14 protein-coding genes and 2 pseudogenes are annotated in these 16,169 nt (G+C 40.3%); 4 read left to right on the top strand and 12 right to left on the bottom strand.

All coding sequences use genetic code 11. The features are described from left to right. Window positions 1-2 precede the first annotated feature (2 nt). The 8 genes from ABOC21_RS05590 to ABOC21_RS05555 all read right to left on the bottom strand — a co-directional run bounded on the left by ABOC21_RS05590 (window position 3) and on the right by ABOC21_RS05555 (window position 5,139). Window positions 3-1,460: a relaxase/mobilization nuclease domain-containing protein gene (locus ABOC21_RS05590; RefSeq protein ID WP_426812224.1), complete on the bottom strand. Its 1,458-nt coding sequence runs from the start codon at window positions 1,458-1,460 to the stop codon at window positions 3-5. Beyond that, window positions 1,457-1,831: a plasmid mobilization protein gene (locus ABOC21_RS05585; RefSeq protein ID WP_200024126.1), complete on the bottom strand. Its 375-nt coding sequence runs from the start codon at window positions 1,829-1,831 to the stop codon at window positions 1,457-1,459. Before ABOC21_RS05585 ends, ABOC21_RS05590 begins: the two co-directional genes overlap by 4 nt. Next, window positions 1,801-2,091 (bottom strand): hypothetical protein, encoded by a 291-nt coding sequence (locus ABOC21_RS05580; RefSeq protein WP_049099482.1) that lies wholly within the window; start codon window positions 2,089-2,091, stop codon window positions 1,801-1,803. The genes ABOC21_RS05585 and ABOC21_RS05580 overlap by 31 nt, the downstream gene beginning before the upstream one ends. Beyond that, window positions 2,088-2,264: a hypothetical protein gene (locus tag ABOC21_RS05575; protein WP_020231151.1), complete on the bottom strand. Its 177-nt coding sequence runs from the start codon at window positions 2,262-2,264 to the stop codon at window positions 2,088-2,090. Before ABOC21_RS05575 ends, ABOC21_RS05580 begins: the two co-directional genes overlap by 4 nt. Further along, complete coding sequence (locus tag ABOC21_RS05570) at window positions 2,261-2,635, bottom strand: hypothetical protein (protein WP_426812223.1); 375 nt, start codon at window positions 2,633-2,635, stop codon at window positions 2,261-2,263. Before ABOC21_RS05570 ends, ABOC21_RS05575 begins: the two co-directional genes overlap by 4 nt. Window positions 2,636-3,095: 460 nt before the next feature. Then, window positions 3,096-3,371 carry a hypothetical protein gene (locus ABOC21_RS05565; protein WP_071883304.1) on the bottom strand — a complete coding sequence of 92 codons (276 nt, stop codon included), beginning with the start codon at window positions 3,369-3,371 and terminating at the stop codon, window positions 3,096-3,098. A gap of 11 nt (window positions 3,372-3,382) precedes the next feature. After that, complete coding sequence (locus ABOC21_RS05560) at window positions 3,383-3,670, bottom strand: hypothetical protein (RefSeq protein WP_020231154.1); 288 nt, start codon at window positions 3,668-3,670, stop codon at window positions 3,383-3,385. 1,265 nt (window positions 3,671-4,935) lie between these two features. Beyond that, the gene (locus ABOC21_RS05555; protein WP_074181212.1) at window positions 4,936-5,139 is read right to left on the bottom strand and encodes a helix-turn-helix transcriptional regulator; all 204 of its coding nucleotides are present in this window, start codon (window positions 5,137-5,139) and stop codon (window positions 4,936-4,938) included. Window positions 5,140-5,848: 709 nt separating this feature from the next. Here ABOC21_RS05555 and ABOC21_RS05550 point away from each other — a divergent pair. Continuing rightward, window positions 5,849-6,175, top strand: a pseudogene (locus ABOC21_RS05550) (integrase arm-type DNA-binding domain-containing protein); the annotation flags it as partial. 11 nt (window positions 6,176-6,186) lie between these two features. Here the strand turns inward: ABOC21_RS05550 and ABOC21_RS05545 are convergent. Further along, window positions 6,187-7,031 (bottom strand): IS5 family transposase gene (locus tag ABOC21_RS05545; protein WP_426812222.1). Its coding sequence is split into 2 segments (ribosomal slippage): window positions 6,187-6,686 and window positions 6,686-7,031, totalling 846 coding nucleotides; the frame shifts between segments, so codons are not numbered across the junction. Window positions 7,032-7,090: 59 nt separating this feature from the next. On the opposite strand from ABOC21_RS05545, the pseudogene ABOC21_RS05540 reads away from it, so the two are divergent. Together ABOC21_RS05540 and ABOC21_RS05535 are read left to right on the top strand one after the other, a co-directional pair. Continuing rightward, window positions 7,091-8,007 (top strand): annotated as a pseudogene (locus ABOC21_RS05540) (integrase domain-containing protein); the annotation flags it as partial. Between the two features lie 268 nt (window positions 8,008-8,275). Further along, window positions 8,276-9,181, top strand: a complete 906-nt coding sequence (locus ABOC21_RS05535) for a hypothetical protein (RefSeq protein WP_426812221.1) — start codon at window positions 8,276-8,278, stop codon at window positions 9,179-9,181. Window positions 9,182-9,616: 435 nt separating this feature from the next. On the opposite strand, the gene ABOC21_RS05530 is transcribed toward ABOC21_RS05535, so the two are convergent. The 3 genes from ABOC21_RS05530 to ABOC21_RS05520 all read right to left on the bottom strand — a co-directional run bounded on the left by ABOC21_RS05530 (window position 9,617) and on the right by ABOC21_RS05520 (window position 14,751). Continuing rightward, the gene (locus ABOC21_RS05530) at window positions 9,617-11,200 is read right to left on the bottom strand and encodes a hypothetical protein (RefSeq protein ID WP_426812220.1); all 1,584 of its coding nucleotides are present in this window, start codon (window positions 11,198-11,200) and stop codon (window positions 9,617-9,619) included. Window positions 11,201-11,305: 105 nt separating this feature from the next. Further along, complete coding sequence (locus tag ABOC21_RS05525; RefSeq protein ID WP_426812219.1) at window positions 11,306-12,754, bottom strand: multidrug DMT transporter permease; 1,449 nt, start codon at window positions 12,752-12,754, stop codon at window positions 11,306-11,308. Further along, the gene (locus tag ABOC21_RS05520) at window positions 12,751-14,751 is read right to left on the bottom strand and encodes a hypothetical protein (RefSeq protein ID WP_426812218.1); all 2,001 of its coding nucleotides are present in this window, start codon (window positions 14,749-14,751) and stop codon (window positions 12,751-12,753) included. The genes ABOC21_RS05525 and ABOC21_RS05520 overlap by 4 nt, the downstream gene beginning before the upstream one ends. A gap of 56 nt (window positions 14,752-14,807) precedes the next feature. On the opposite strand from ABOC21_RS05520, the gene ABOC21_RS05515 reads away from it, so the two are divergent. Next, the gene (locus ABOC21_RS05515; protein WP_426812217.1) at window positions 14,808-16,169 is read left to right on the top strand and encodes a hypothetical protein; all 1,362 of its coding nucleotides are present in this window, start codon (window positions 14,808-14,810) and stop codon (window positions 16,167-16,169) included.

Here is a 16,169-nt window from a genome sequence, read left to right as displayed (position 1 = left end):
AATCAAGGCTTTTTAAAATACATCTTTTTTTCTTTTGAAATAACATTTTTTTCTTCAGTGCTTTCTTTAAAATTTTCTTTTAATCTCTTTTTAAATCTATTTTCATATTCAACTAAGTAATCAGTTTTTTTCTTTAAAGATTCTTTAATCAGCTTCTCTTTATTTCTGGGCTGAATAAGGGGTTTTATGATACCTAATCTCTCCCTTACTTCTTCGATCTTAGCTGCTCTACTATTGAAACTGCTACGGCCTTTGAGTCTAAAGTTATTCGTGGCTGTTGTGGCTGTTTCTGCATGATCAAGTATCCTACTGATAGAACCGCTATCAGATTTATCACGCCAACTATTGAGGCCATTTTTATTATAAGTTTTGATTGGTTCTTTATTGTATTGTCTTTTAACTCTGTTGAGTATTTGTGCAGCTTTTTGTGTTGTTCTTCTAACTTTATGGCTTGCTGATCTATTATATTTTTCGCTGAGTTTAAAGCTGTTGTTGTTGCTTCTAATGAGTTGTTCACTCTTGTTAGTGTCTGTTGTGTCTGATTTAATGCTGTGCTGACAGACTCTGATAGTATCATCATCGATTCTGATAATGGTTCTATCGTCATTGATATTTGGTTCAATAGGTGATCGTCCAATACTATTTTCGTCATCTGTTTTTCTTGCTGCGAATCTTCTAATGAGTTCATCATCTCTATTTTTGTCATATTTCACCTTACCTTTAATAGTGTTCCAGCTAAATTTTTTACCTAATGAAGATCCCTTAAATGCTATATCATTCACACTGAATGAAACCCCCGCCACGTTGCCAGTGCTGGCAACATTGAACCTCGGTTCAATGCCTACGGCCTGTATTCTGTCTATAAAAGTCTGCAGGTCTGGTTTACCCAACATAGCCGCTTGTAGCGCGTTCTGAAGCACTATACGAGCTGGTTTCTCACCTGTACGTAGGGCTTGCTCGATCTCGTTCTTGGTTGGTGCTAATACGTCTGATTTTTGCTCCTGTAAGCCTTTAGTAATGGTTAAGCTGTGCTTTACTTCTAAACGTTCACAAGCTGCTATTGTTTTAAATGCTGAGTGCTGACCATGCCATACAGAACCATCAAGGCCGATCCTGTTTGCTACAATATGAATATGGTCTTGATTTGTATCTTTATGACGCACACAAATATATTGATATTTTTCTATATCAATATTCATTTCTTTCAAATAGTCTTTTGCTATCTCCTGCCATTTTTCATCTGTTAATTTTTCATCTTTTGGAAGAGATAAAAATGCATGAAAGACTGGTTTTTTTATATCTTGTCTAAAGCCGCTTACAGTTTTAAACTCATCAGTTAACTCACTAACGTTATTTTTATCTGCTGACATATTGCTACAAATAAAACTGTGATCATCTTTTAATATATAATCTACCCTATTTATAAATGATCTCCCTGTTTTAGCTACATTCCCTTTCATATATACCCCAAGTTTTTATTTATTTCTATTATCCTTCTACCAACCTGTTTTATATTAAAGTTGAGTTTATCAACCTCATTTTTATCAAAATACTCATTACCATTTAGTTTCTTTGTTGCTTGGTTTATATTATTGGCAACTGCTGAAAGCTGCATGTATGTTTTTTGATTTATTTCAGGCATTTTTCTTTTAACAATAGGTTCAGAGTTTAAAATCTCTTTCCTAATGTAATGGCCTCTTTCAAGACCGGATGCCTCAACAAGTTCTTTTAAATATTCAAACTCTGCTTTGTTTACTCTAAACTGTATAGATATATCTCTGCGTTCTTCGTGATTTAATTCTATACGCCCTCTTTTTCTGTCTGTTCGCATTCTTTATTCCTCTGGATAATGTAATCATCTGTTGCTCTTATGTAGTCGTTATCATTTTCAATAATTAATGCTTCAATAAGCTCATCAGCTTTATTCTCTGTAATGTATCTATTGGCTACAAAATAACACAAATCTCGCTCATCACTATTGATTTCATTAAATGGTATATCTTTGTTTTGTTCTATGTAATAAAAAAACCTTGCCAGTATTTCGAGCTTATATTCTATAGTCATACTATTCATTAAGTTTTCTACATTCATGTTCTATTATTCCTTTTGTATTTAATCAGTGCTTTCTTATCTATCATTTTTCTAACTTCTGATATTGCTTGCTTTGCTTCGCTTGAAGAGTTTGTTTTTCCAGTACAGCTACGGATCATAAAACCTCCCAACATAATACAAAGTATTACCATTGCTACAGACATAATCATCATAATATTCTTTTCTCCCTGCCTAAAAACCTAAATAGTGTATTATAAGAACCTACCAATGAAATATCTTCAAACCACAATATAATATGTTCAGCTAAAGCAACCTTAGCCCTATTTGATAATTTACTTATTATCTCCACTGCTTCGTTTAAATCTTTTATTTCAACATCTCTATTTGCTTCATCTCTTGCCTCACCTAAAAAATAGATACTCGCTTCAAGATAATACCTTAAATAATCCAAGTCATAATGTTCATATTTCACAAATTCTTTTTTTGTGTCATCATCACCCAGTATGGCATTAGTTAAATATTGATAATGCTCAAATAAAATTTTCCCATCTATGTTATTTATAAAACCTAAATCATCATTCATTTTAAATACTCCTATAATATTAAACTGTATGGTTTACCGCCTCCCCTTTGACAAGGGGATTAGGCGGAAGGGTAGATCTTTTTCAACCCTACGAGCAAAGCGAGATAGGGCAATCCGAAGGATTGGGTAAATAGCGGATACGCTATTACACCTTGCCTCAGTTTCCGAAAGCTAAAAAATAAAAGCTGAACTCAACTTATATTTAAATAAATAACCGATCTAAAAAACTAGTCAATAGCGGCTACATAAATAAATACACTGCACGATAAATAAAATGCAAATAAAAGATAGAGTAAACAATATATTGTCTTTATGGCAACTTTGGGGGGAAATCGTCAAGGGCTAAATCGTGGGGTCCCGCTTGCGGGTTCCGATTTAGTGCTTGATGATATAGAGGAGGAAATAAAATTTATATGGGTGATGGTTCGACACTTCGAGCCATCACCTTGGAAGACGTATTTTACATTCTCCTTCTGAAAGAAATCCTGTCAGAAAAAGCCAACTTGCTAATAATAAACCCAACAATCGCAATAACAAATAAACTAATATTACCAGCCATTATTCCTGAACTCATACCAATCAAAACTGATAATATTAAGGTGCTGAATACTATTAAAAATACGCACCAACCCGGCGGAGCACCGTATAATACAGTTGCTTGACATCCAGTGCATACGTGAACCCCTTTCTGACTTTCTTTTAGACAGTATGGGCATTGAATGGTATTATTTTCCATTTCCTACTCCTCTAATCTTTCTTAAAAACCGCACCTTGGTAAACAACTCCATCTTTGACTTTTTCGATTTTAAAAGTCCAAGATCCGAGATTTTTGTTTTGCGTTTTGGCGATATAGATGGGTTTCTTGCTTTCATCCCAGCTTTTAACGGTAAAAACACCATCGCGAAACTTGATCACATCTTTCTGAATATCAAGCCTGACGCCAAACTGTTGATTAACATAGTTGCCATAGATGCCATCATCGCCACACCCTGCTAACAGGACGGCAAGACCTGCCACTAACATAAATTTCCGCATACCTTTTCCTTCATTGGTAAGACACAGGCCAACGCTTGGCCTGTAAACGTCTTAGAATTCAATTATTTTGATGGTTCGTCATATCGTTTGTACCGATCGAAAATCACACCATGATAGGTTAAAACTATCGTAAACAAATAATCGATCGTTTATATCAATTAAAAACCGATCGATCTGGTATCATTTGATTGTCAAAAGCTATCAATATCTAATTATCGATCTTTTATACCGATCTATTCCTGTTAAGGATTTGGATCTCGAACGGGCAACAGCGGGAAAATTTCTATGATGGGATATCTGGCGCGAGACTTTTTTTATATCTTTTATATATGGTTTTCTTTTTACTTTATTAGGCTTCGCCCTATATATTTTTTAGATCTAGTTCTACTTTATATTTTATTGGTGCCATAAAACAAGGCACCTTTGCTATAAACAAAAACAGCCTTACTGAGAGTTATATACTGCCTTGTGTTCGCCCCCGAAAAGGGGACTTCATCCAAGGCTTCGCCTCCTGAAATTTTCAACTTATTTTGTTGAAAATATATCAAGATTGGCGAAAACCAAGATGAAAAATATGACTTCACCCAAGTTGATCTGGCTTAAAGCTCTACATCGTTTCCAATGTAGGACACCCTACGACACCCCCAGATTCGTTCATGCAGATTAATGTATTGTTATCCCCTATTTATGCTGTAAACAAAGGTAGGGCTTTCTCATAGCTATTCCATATACAACTTCACTTATCTGTTTAGAACTTCGCTTCGGGTTGGTATTACGTCGCTTCCCCTTCTATACCTACAACCAACAAAACATACGGACATCTCTTATTAGCGACTCGCGCTCAATTGCTCCACATATGTAGACCTGATACAAAGGTTTATAATTTGATTGCTTTCGAGGACATTAAAGATTCTGGAAGTGGTATTTAAAAGACTTGTAAAAAGCTCAGATTTAGATTTGACAAATATGAAAAGATTATTTAATACTTTATTATATTTGTAATCACGTTAATCCTCTAACTGATTACAAGACTTAAAAAAGTCAGCGAAAACTTTTTTAGTCCTTAAAAAGTCAGATTTAAAATCTGGCTTTTTTTGTATCTTTACTTTTTATAGATCTTATATTTTAATAGTCAATAGAAATAAAGAAATATTTCACAGCATCATTATTAATGCTGAAATAAATGAAGGTCAGATATACATCTGACCTTTAGTTTAATATGGGTTTATTATTCATACTTGGCCCTAAACGCTCTACAAACCAAATCACGCTGCTTTATTACGAGACGAGTAAATCATTTGGTCAATCCATTCATCAACTTCACTTTCTACGAACCTGATTGCTCGATCACCTAGTTTTATAGGTGCGGGGAATTGACCACGACTGATTAATCGATAAATCCAAGCTTTAGAAAATCCGGTTCTTTCCAGCACTTCAGGCAAACGGATAAATCTTTTTCTTTCTGTCATACATTTCTCCATTGTTGTTTTGATGGATGCAGTATCTTCAGATCGCTTATGGCGATCAACTCTCAAAAAGCACGAATTGATCAATGAGTGGTGTTTTTTTATGCAGATTTGTAAGAAGAGCTTTGAAAGCAAGCCAGCATAGGCTTAGTGGGACTTTTGCAAAAAGTGCTATTTTTCCGACCTATGCAAGTTTTTTAATAAAAAGTTATTTATCAATGAGTTAATTGGTTTGCGATTTAATTCCGTACTATCCCCCTTTATAATTCTTGTTTAGCACATTGAGAAGACTTAGTTGGAGAAGATCTTGCATACGGGAAATAGCCTCTGGATCAGAAAGGCTCTGTTTCGTGAGTTCAACTCCTCAACGCTAGCAGTATCTAAGATTTTAGCTCTGGAATAAGTAAAATCAGTGATGACGCCTTTTTTTGGACCCTTTATTGAACCCTTAATGAACATCTATAAAAAAATAATAATATAAATCATATAGTTGATAAATAAAGCACAGGGACGCCAGCCATCGGTGATTACCAGAGTCATCCGATGAAGTCCTAAGAGCCCGCACGGCGCAAGCCTGCGGGCTTTTTTGTATCTGCAATTTGTCCCGCGAAGTCCGAAGAGAACTAATTAAATCCGAACCTTTTAGGCCCATTGATAGGCCCAACGAAAAGCTCTATTGTTTTCGTTGGGCCTAAACGCATGGAGACTCCCCATGGCAAGAAAAACCAAGCCGTTAACCGATACGGAAATCAAAGCCGCCAAACCTAAAGATGCCGATTACCAGCTGTATGATGGTGACGGGCTTACTCTGTTAATCAAGTCCAGTGGTAGTAAGCTCTGGCAGTTCCGTTACTATCGACCTCTGACAAAGCAGCGAACCAAGCAGAGCTTCGGTGCCTATCCTGCCGTCTCACTTTCTGATGCGCGTAAACTCAGAGCCGAATCTCGAGTTTTATTGGCAAAAGATATTGATCCTCAGGAACATCAGAAAGAACAGGTGAGGAATTCTCAAGAGGCCAAAACCAACACCTTCTTGTTAGGCTGTGTCCCTTAATTACATAACCTCTTGTAAAACAATCGGATGCAACCCAGTTTCACCATCGCCAGATAATTCCTCGCCGTTTTGTCGTAACGTGTGGCAATGCGGCGGTATTCTTTCAGGCGACCAAAGCACCTCTCAACAACATTGCGATTGCGGTAGGCTTCACGATCGAGTGGTGAACGACCATCTGTGGCCATTTTTTCATTGGATTTACGCGGGATGACAACTTTTATCCCTCTTCTTTTCAGTTCGTTACGTAACGCATGTCCGGAGTAGGCTTTATCAGCCAGTACTGCATGACCACGGCGCTTGATACTTCCGTTCTGGCGCTGAACACCGATACCGTCCAGAAGACGTTGTGCAAACTGGCTTTCGTGAGCCTGACCGGGACTCAGTACGATGTTTAACGGCAGACCACTTCCGTCTGTCGCCAGATGAATTTTGGTGCCAAAACCACCGCGAGAGCGACCCAGCCCATTATCTCCGGTGATATCGGGTTGTTTTTTTGCGCACCGGCAGCACATTTCAGCGCCCGGATATTGCTGCCATCCAGTGCAGTGGCCGACCAGTCCACGAGGCCATGTGCATCCAGAGCTGAAAGTAACTTGTTGAAAATAATGTTAATCACACCCGATTTTGACCATCGGTTAAAGCGGTTATAAACGGTCTTCCATGGGCCGTACCGTTCAGGTAAATCACGCCATGGTGCACCTGAACACAGCACCCAGAACATGCCGTTGATGATCATACGATGCTCCGCCCACGGACGCCCGGCCTGTGGAGAGGCAGACGCTGCTGGCAGAAAGGGTTGGATGATAGTCCATGCTTCATCGGGAATGTCGTAGCGAGCCATAGTTTAATATGTTGTGGAAACAGACAGTTACTATAGCTCAGGTGATTACGGGACACAGCCTAGTTGCCGAGCGTTGGTGGAATGTGAAGAAAGCCAGCGTGACAGAGGACTATGCCGACGATATCTGGCGCTCGCTTGAGAGAGATGTTTTTCCAGCAATCGGTGATATCAGTGTCACTGAGATTAAGGCTCATACTCTGGTTAGAGCAGTTCAGCCGGTTCAGGCTAGAGGCGCATTAGAAACTGTTCGCCGTCTTTGTCAGCGTATTAACGAAGTCATGATTTATGCGCAGAACACGGGCATGATTGATGCGGTTCCCAGCGTAAATATCGGAAAAGCGTTCGAGAAGCCTCAGAAAAAGAACATGCCGAGCATCCGGCCTGATCAACTGCCTCAACTGATGCAGACGATGCGAACAGCAAACATCAGCCAGTCAACACGATGCCTGTTCATGTGGCAGCTTCTTACTATTACCCGTCCTGCCGAAGCCGCTGAAGCTCGATGGGATGAGATCTATTTTGAAGCTAAAGAATGGAAAATTCCTGCAGCTCGAATGAAGATGAACCGGGAGCATACGATTCCATTGTCTGATGGAGCTCTCGCTATTCTGGCAATGATGAAGTCACTCAGTGGTGGCCGAGAATTTATCTTTCCTAGTCGCATCAAACCAACCCAGCCGATGAATAGCCAAACAGTGAATGCAGCACTCAAACGGCTGGATTGGGAGGCGTTCTCGTTTCTCATGGCTTGCGTTCTATCGCCAGTACCGCCCTTAATGAACAAGGCTTCCCACCTGATGTTATTGAAGCGGCGCTGGCTCATGTGGACAAAAATGAAGTACGTCGCGCTTACAATCGCAGCGATTATCTTGAGCAGAGACGCCCGATGATGCAGTGGTGGGCAAACCTTATAAAAGCGGCAGATAGTATTCCTACCGTTTGTAACGAAGTAGCAGGTCTTAGATTGGTTGGGTAGTGGATTTAAAATCTCAAGTGATTATCCTTAGAAAAGATAAACACTTGAGATAATTGAAATTTTTATTGGATTAAGGCAAAACCATGCTACATTAATTAAGATAGTTTAAAATAGCATTTATATAGATATATGTTACACTTTCTAAAAAAATCGCGAAAAAGGAAATCTGATAACAATCAGATTTTAGAAGTTGACATAATACATACCAAATTTATCGTGCTATAAACACTACATTAACCTTTTGTTTTTTCATAACAAGCAAGCAAAAATGATGAATACAATAGAAATTCACCGCAAACAACCAAACCTAACTCTAGCCCAGCACATACAAAATAAAAGACTACAACTTGGAAAAGAAATCTCCAAAAAATACAAGATTTATCTCGACTTAAGGTTCTGGATTTTTTTTAGAGACATTGAGCTTGGGAATAATAACGATCGAGACTTAATTAATCTCCTACAAAAAATAAAGTACTTGGTTGATAATGGAAAGGTAGTTTGCCCTATATCTGCTACTGTTTTTTTAGAACTAATGAAACAGAACGATATCGAAACAAGGATGGCCACAGCCAAAATTATTGATCATCTGAGTTTTGGAGTTACACTTATAGCTAGTCCTGAGAGAGTCAAACAAGAATTATGTAATGCTACGTATTCGATTTTGGGAACTAAGGACAGCATTCCAATTGATCAATTAGTATGGACCAAACTAAGTTATATTTTCGGCGATTACCATCCATACGATACATCTTTCGATGCAGCTGAAGAACTGATCATTCAGAAATCTTTTTTTGATCATATGTGGGATATTTCACTCGTTGAAATGATGAACCATATCAACTATGAAAGCTGGGAACAATTTGATTGGCAGAAAACAGCAGAAATGCTTAACTTGGCTAATAAAGAGCATACCAATGAGCTTAGAAGCTATCAACACGCATATCGTATTGAGTTCGACGGAGTGTTAAGCCTTTTCAACGAGCAATTAATCCAGATATTCAAAGAGGCTTACAAGGCCGGATATAACAATGATGAAATTAATAATAAGAAAAAATCAAAAAATGAAAAATTTAAACAATTTGCACAATTAGTCCGTACTTTACATATTGGTGCCTCTTGTCATGCTGCAGTAAGATGGGATCAGAAACGCCACTCAATGGTAATGATCTTTTAGATTTTCATCATGCCGAAGCAGCTTTAGGATATTGTGATTTATTTTTGACTGAAAAACCTTTGAAAGTTCTAGTGAGTCAAGAACATTTGGGATTAAGAGAATTATTCTCATGCTCTGTTGAGTCATCAGCTAGTGAAGGGCTCAAGATACTTAACATATGTAAAATATAAAAATCAAGAATATTTCATATTACTAAATCTATAAACTTTAGAGGTCATTTTCATAATTGAAGCTGACCTCTCACCCGCTCGATAAGTCTCACACAACTATGACTAAGATTGGCAAGTATTATACCCCCAATTATAATCTATTACAAAAATAGCTAATCATCTATTTTAAAATCAAAAATCCTTAAGATATCATTAAATGATGCTTCACATTGCCCCACAAGGCTAGTGAAGTGTGCACGTAGATTTTCATGATCGGTACGCGCTTCTAATATCGCTTTCTTCTTTTTTCTGTAGAAGCATGTCCGCGTACTTCGGTTCGTAGAGCATGCAGTTTTTGCATAGGCTGAACTAACATTTTCGCTTCATCTACTGTTGCACTTTTAGCAATAAGAGCTTCTTGTAGTATGCGCAAGGATCCCCATTTGGGTTCAATGATTCGGCCCTCATATTTAGCAATTTCACTCAGTGGCTTTGGTAAAAAGCCCTCAACTAAATACTGATCAAGCGCAAGGATTTCATCACCCCACTCTTTGATTGAATCTGTTGCAGGATACTGAACAGCGTCACTCAATACTGTACCCCGTGGCTTCCACCAGATGGGAGGATTCTTGTCCATTAGCGAAATTTTGTGTTTGAGTGCCAACAATGGTTCATTGGACAGATACCATTCCCCAACAATATCCGTCTGAAATGCACGCTTAGAAATTGTTCCTTTTGGCCATTCATTGAAGGCTTGCCAATAGAGCTGTTCTTCATAAGGTAAATGAGCCAAATCACCAATGTATACATGAACTTGCCCGGCCTCATTAATATCATAGGATTTTAAATACCAAGCATTTCGACAAGCAATACTTCTTTCATCTAAAGTATATTTTTCTGGATCCGCCTTGAAACGATGTAACACTTCTGCTCTAAAAAAGGCAGGTGAAACTTCCCACGGTAATTTATTTTCTTGAAAATAGTTAGATAGTGAGTCTGGTCCGCAAGATGTTTCAATATTGCAGCTATTTTTACGATCGTATATTTTAAAGGTTGCGTATTTCCTTTTAGATGGATTATCTTCATCCTTCCATGCTTTTACCAGACCGCGCACAGTTACTTGAGGGCGAATGATCATTACACCATTACAGTAACTGGCTTCCCCGTTAATACCACCATGATAAAAAAGACCCCCTTCATCTTTAGTATATCTGTTGATATTCCCCCAGCCAGCAAAATTACCCCATCTGACACGTGTAAAATCAAACTTTAAAACAAGACATGTTTTGGATAAAGCCATGAATGTATCTAAATCCTTTCTCTTAATAGTAACTATATCCAGATAGTTAAAAGGAGGTGAAATATTTTTGTTAATTATCCTGATTACATCTTCAATATCACCCCGTTCATCGAGACGACAATATGCATTTCTTTCTGGCAAGTAATATAACCCAAGGCTGTGCACAAGTTTCTGACTTAATTCGATAGGTGCACGGCCTTCTTCAACGCCATGAAACCTACGACGATAAATTAATGCCTCTCCCCCTTTGAACACCCCATCTAAAGGTGGCTCAAGATAAATACGATGTCCTTGACCTCCACCCCATGACTTTTGGATCTTCCAACAATACTCAACATCCATACGCATATTCTGCAATGCCCATCTATCTGCTGTAGTAACATTTTTCTCTAGAGCTAGCGTGCCATGAATTAGGACACTATTTCCAATCGCGTAGATAACCACTTCATCATTTTGAGCATTTTCTTTCAGAAATTTAATTGACCTTTCAGCCTCTATTAACCAAGCGGCATCATCATTCTGTGGCTTTTCCGAAATAGCATGAAGCTCTGTGAATTTAAATTGGCTCATGAGTAATATTCATATCCTTTTACTTTATCTATAACTGACATAAGTTATAAGTTATAAGTTATAAGTTATAAGTTATAAGTTCCCCTTATGAATTAAGAAATAACATCAAACAAATACCACCCCTCTCGTAATTTTTTCACTGAATCTGCCATAACTTCCATTACGATGGAATCTACGTACTTGCCAAGAGTAAAATGAGCGCAATGACCCGGTATTTGTTATGTTTCTCTCGCGATATGTAGTGCCTCGCGATATGAGGGCTGTCCCACAATTACCTTGAATTTGCCCTAGCCTAGCTGGCCCCCATCCAGCATTCCAATAATGAAGCTCTGCGACGACTAGGTCCTTTAACTTAACCTGTAGACGCCCATCATGCGGGATGACTTCAAGAGAATTTTCTATGCCTGGCATCGTCGGTAAAAATAACCGGGATGGATACAAATCATGTTGTAGGTATCCTATCCGACCAAAATCGAGCGTTCCCGCCAATGGCCAAGCCATACAAGTTTTATTCACCAGTTGTTCAAAAGTTGGTGGAGTTATTAAGGTTGTTGTACTGAGTGGATCCGGAGCTTGGCTGGAAAGCATTTGTTCACGTGTCCAGAACGATTCAATATGGGATGTCAACGAGTCCGCTCCTTCCTTATCACTACTTACAGTTTGTGACCACCGAACAATCGACAACTCTACGCACTGTTCCATTGACATTGAAATGGGCGAGCTAAATGCAATTAGCTCGTCTCCTGGGTTTGCCGCCTCTACTTGAGCAAAGAAAGTTCGCAATGAAGCCTCGATCGCCTTACTATCACTTTTGAATTCAGTCGATACTGAGAGCCATTCGGGACGATAAGGTCGAAGAAAAGCCAAAGTTGGATGGATAGGCAACGCCAAGAGAGAATGTTGCTCGGTCAACTCCATTGGTATCCTCCAGATGTGTCTAGCCACAGCTAACGTGCGAAGATAAGCGGAAATTACGCGAAGGGCTGTTCGAGAGGAAAAATGAGGGGCAAAGCCCTCTCCCAAGGGCCGAATGAAATATCCTGCATCCCCTTGGTACGGTGCATTTGGATATGCCGTCCGGTTTTTTGTCCATTCGAAGGCCATTTGTCGAATAAATGGACAGCGGGTAAAAGTTTCCAACTTGCTAATGGTTATATGGAAGATTCTTGGCAAATCCGTACCTTGAACACTATCAAAGTCATCGGGAATGATGAAGTCTTCTGGAGCTACTTCCAAATCAGTATTCACGAGCAGAATCGATAACCCAAAATCTTTCATCAACAATGATGAAAGTGGTGAGGGTAGAAGAATATTCTCTGCCAACAAAGTCGTAGGAAAGTAGTTAAACTCTTTAATTGCCATCCAGAAAATACATAATACTTCGACAACCTCGGCTTCAAGTTTGCGCGAGCGCAGCAATTGAAGCAGCAATGATTCGGTTTCAGCTTTCGTCTCAGGCTCTCCCAGTCGAGCGGCAAGCTCCTGGATAGTCCACCACCGAGCAGACGTAGCAGGCCATCCAAGACGGGCAATAAGAATGCGAAGATCGTTCATTTCACTTCCTGGGCGATTGGCTCGAGCAGTTTTGACATCCAGCAAGGTGGTTCTAAGGGCAAGGTCCGAGTATCCTCAATCACACAATTAACCATCGTCTCTGTGAACTTTACAGCTTCATCAATGCGATTTTGCTTAACGTAGAAATAGACCATAACTTCCGATGGAGCTAGGCGTGACGACACTGGCTCATCAAACATGTTGTAGGTTGTTACGGCCACAAATTCATCACAGCGCTGCGGATAATTTTGGGCAACCAGGTCGAGTCTTTTGCAAGTCACATCCACGTTCTCCATGTAACCAATCCATCCCCCATTACGGATCTGTGCATGAACAAGATACTTCCAAGCTGCAGTTAAGCCACTTAATCTACGTTTTGTTTGAAATGCAAACTCGGAAAGATGTAGAGCTTCCCTCATCCATTTGTTGTTTTTTGCAAATAGAATCTTATCCAGTTCGACGAGTAAATTTCGCCCCTGCTTTTGGCTTTCCCAGTGCTGATACCAAGTACGGAGAAGTTTTGGACGCTCTTTGTAATATGGTTCCAGAACTTTGAGCAAGTCTTCCAATTGTTCAGGTCTAAAGACCGTCACATCACCTTCATAAGGTTTATTGTCAGCGTCACTACTTGAATTTTCGTGGCGATGTAAACAACCAATATCCCATCCATTATGCTCTTCAAGAATGCGAAGCCGCTCGGAAGCAGTTGTACAACCATCCTCTACATGTTGTTGCAGTGTATCCCGAATTTCGGGATGAAGGCCTGTGCGCATTAGAGCATCCAGAGGCCACTCTTCAATGATTCCCTGTTTGATGTAGGCCTGCATACTGCTCTCGGCCAAAGCCCAGTCACCCACACATGTATGCTCTTCAAATTTTATTACCAATGCGGAAGGCTTCAGCTTTGCCAGTAGCCGATCTGCTTCAGCAAGAACATGTCTCGTACCCTTACCATCGGTGTAATCCAAAACATGGTGTATTTGCGGCGCAATTTTAGCCAGTAACCGACAAGCTTCTTTCGGCACTACATCAACTAAATAAGCGATGGCATCAACCGTATTACTCAGTGTCGGATCTTTACGATGTCCGTATCCAGTGGTCAATTCCCACGTCTGCGTGCAAAGCTCACGAGCCTCCGAATTCAGTCGATGGGAGATCGCTATCGCACAGAGTTGTAATGGTATTTGAAGATGTACACTGGTCTCATTTTGAATGTCTGCATCAAGTAACAAACGTTGAGCGCCAATGAATGTTATAGCCGCTTCGTCGGCCATTCTGATCAATGAACCAGATGCGTACTGAGTGCGGAATGACGCACTATCGAACCAAGCGCATTGCAACGCAGCATCAATAGTCGATTGGGAAAGTACCACAGCACTAGTTCCCGAAAGCAGAACACTACCAATATATATATCGCAAGCAATACGGTGTAGTGCCGCTTGAAAGTCCGCTGTTGCCGATTTTCTAAAATAACTTTGTCTAAATCGCCGCGATTCAACAGGCTCGAGTAATTCATACAGCTCATGGAAGTTGATGAATTCCCCACACCACCATCGTTGGGCTATTTGTGCACCAATTCCGGACAGTACATTGAGATAATCAGTAATATCTTCTCTATCTTCGTACATAGGGGCTTTGATGTGCTCGAAGTTTGTTTGCCCTTCTGCAATCATACAAAGATTCAGATGTACGGCACCAAACAGCCAGTGGTGCGTGAGAGTCGCCAAATTATCTTTGTGTTTGTAATAGCTGTCGCTTATCCAGTTCACCGGGATTGGTTGGCTCGAAGGAGTTGAGGTTTTGATTAACGCGACCTCTATTGCAGCCACAAATGGAGTTCTGACAAGTTCGTCGAAGTCCTCTCGCTCGGTCACTACTACCCCTGCAACCGCAGCCGCTCGTATACAAGCATCGCTAATTATGTTCTTTTTCTGTCCATCGGGTAGAGAAGCTGCTAGCAACATTAAATCATCCAAATTACCTTTTTGAATCAGCATTTGAGCAACACGATGCCCTCCTTGTTACTGAGAGGACTAGAATCCAACGAGCCCGTTTGAGTCTTGCTCATGAAGTTGAGTATGACAGACTTGATGCGATAGAACATGCACGCAAAGAATTCGGTGATAAGGCCCGCCATTATCGATATCTACTAGAGAAGACCGTCAATTTATCTTCAAATGGTGTAGATAGAGTTACAGAGGATGTACTACGAGAATTAGTTGGCTTGGTTGATTGGTTCATGGTGCTGACTGGTGCCAGTGATACCCTTCACAATGGTATAGATGTGGGTGGTGTTGAGATCGACGACTCATATATTCCAGAAGTTTTCTATTCGACAGATTTTGGTGATCGTGAGGCTACCTTTGCAAAGGAGTATGCGAAGTCCAGGTTGGGGCTTGGCACAAATGACAAGGATGCGGTGGAAGGAGAGTCAGAGGGGTTGCTGGCTTCAGAGAAACTCAAAAAAGCTTTTATCACCGATTTGGGGTTCGAGCTTCAGAATATGCTCACTGTTCTCGCTGTGTTATCGCAAGCTCAACGATATGGATTCGGGAACGAACTTTCCTTGTCTTATGCTGCAGCACCTGATCGCCTTGCGCGAGGGTTGGCTGATAGCATTGATAGGCTTGACTATTCTGAGGCCCAAAAGATTGTTGCTTTTCTGACTCTTTCGGAAGTAGGAGTTCGCAGGCTCGTTGGAAGGGATATCGATGAAGGAGATATTCCATATTGGGAGCGGAATAAGCGAATCGATCGATACACTATCAAGCCGCTGGTAATTGATGGTGCCGATTTGCGTTGGGGGGCAGAGTCGGCAAGCCGGGCAATGTACATTTGGATGTCGGCGGTACGAGACGGTTATTTGCCTGCGGAATTTGATTGGCCTCATGTTAAGCCAGTCATTCGCGAGGTTAAGGAGAGTATTGAAAAGCGTCTCGAGCTTCGTACAGAGGAAATATTCCGCAGGCATACACCTTATGTTCAGCGAGGTATTGATTTCTTTAGAAGATTCCGGGAAGAGAAGTTTGATGACGTTGGTGATTTCGATGTTTTTGCATACTGGCCGGAAAGCAATTTGCTCGTGACAGTAGAGTGTAAGTACAACCAGCCGCCATTTACAATGAAAGATAGCCGTCGTCTTCGTGGTCGGATATTTGGCAAGGCAGAGAATGACAGGGCAGGACAATTCAGTCGTATTTTAGACCGCAGAAAATTTCTCGAAACTCACCGTTCAAGGTTACTTGAACTGCTCCAGTGGCCACAGCCAGAGAGTGTTCCTTTAAGGAATATTGAACTCTATGTAAGCCGCGATGTGTACTACTGGATGGTTCATCCGCCATATCCTGTTCCGACCCAGTTTGTACGTGTAGACACTTTGGACACTTGGATCAAAACCGAACTAAACATACCTTGA

It is taken from the genome of Klebsiella sp. WOUb02 (genome assembly GCF_050058015.1).
Classification (GTDB): Bacteria; Pseudomonadota; Gammaproteobacteria; order Enterobacterales; family Enterobacteriaceae; genus Klebsiella.
Note: the sequence above shows the minus strand (reverse complement) of the source record. Positions and strands in the feature narration are given on the sequence as shown.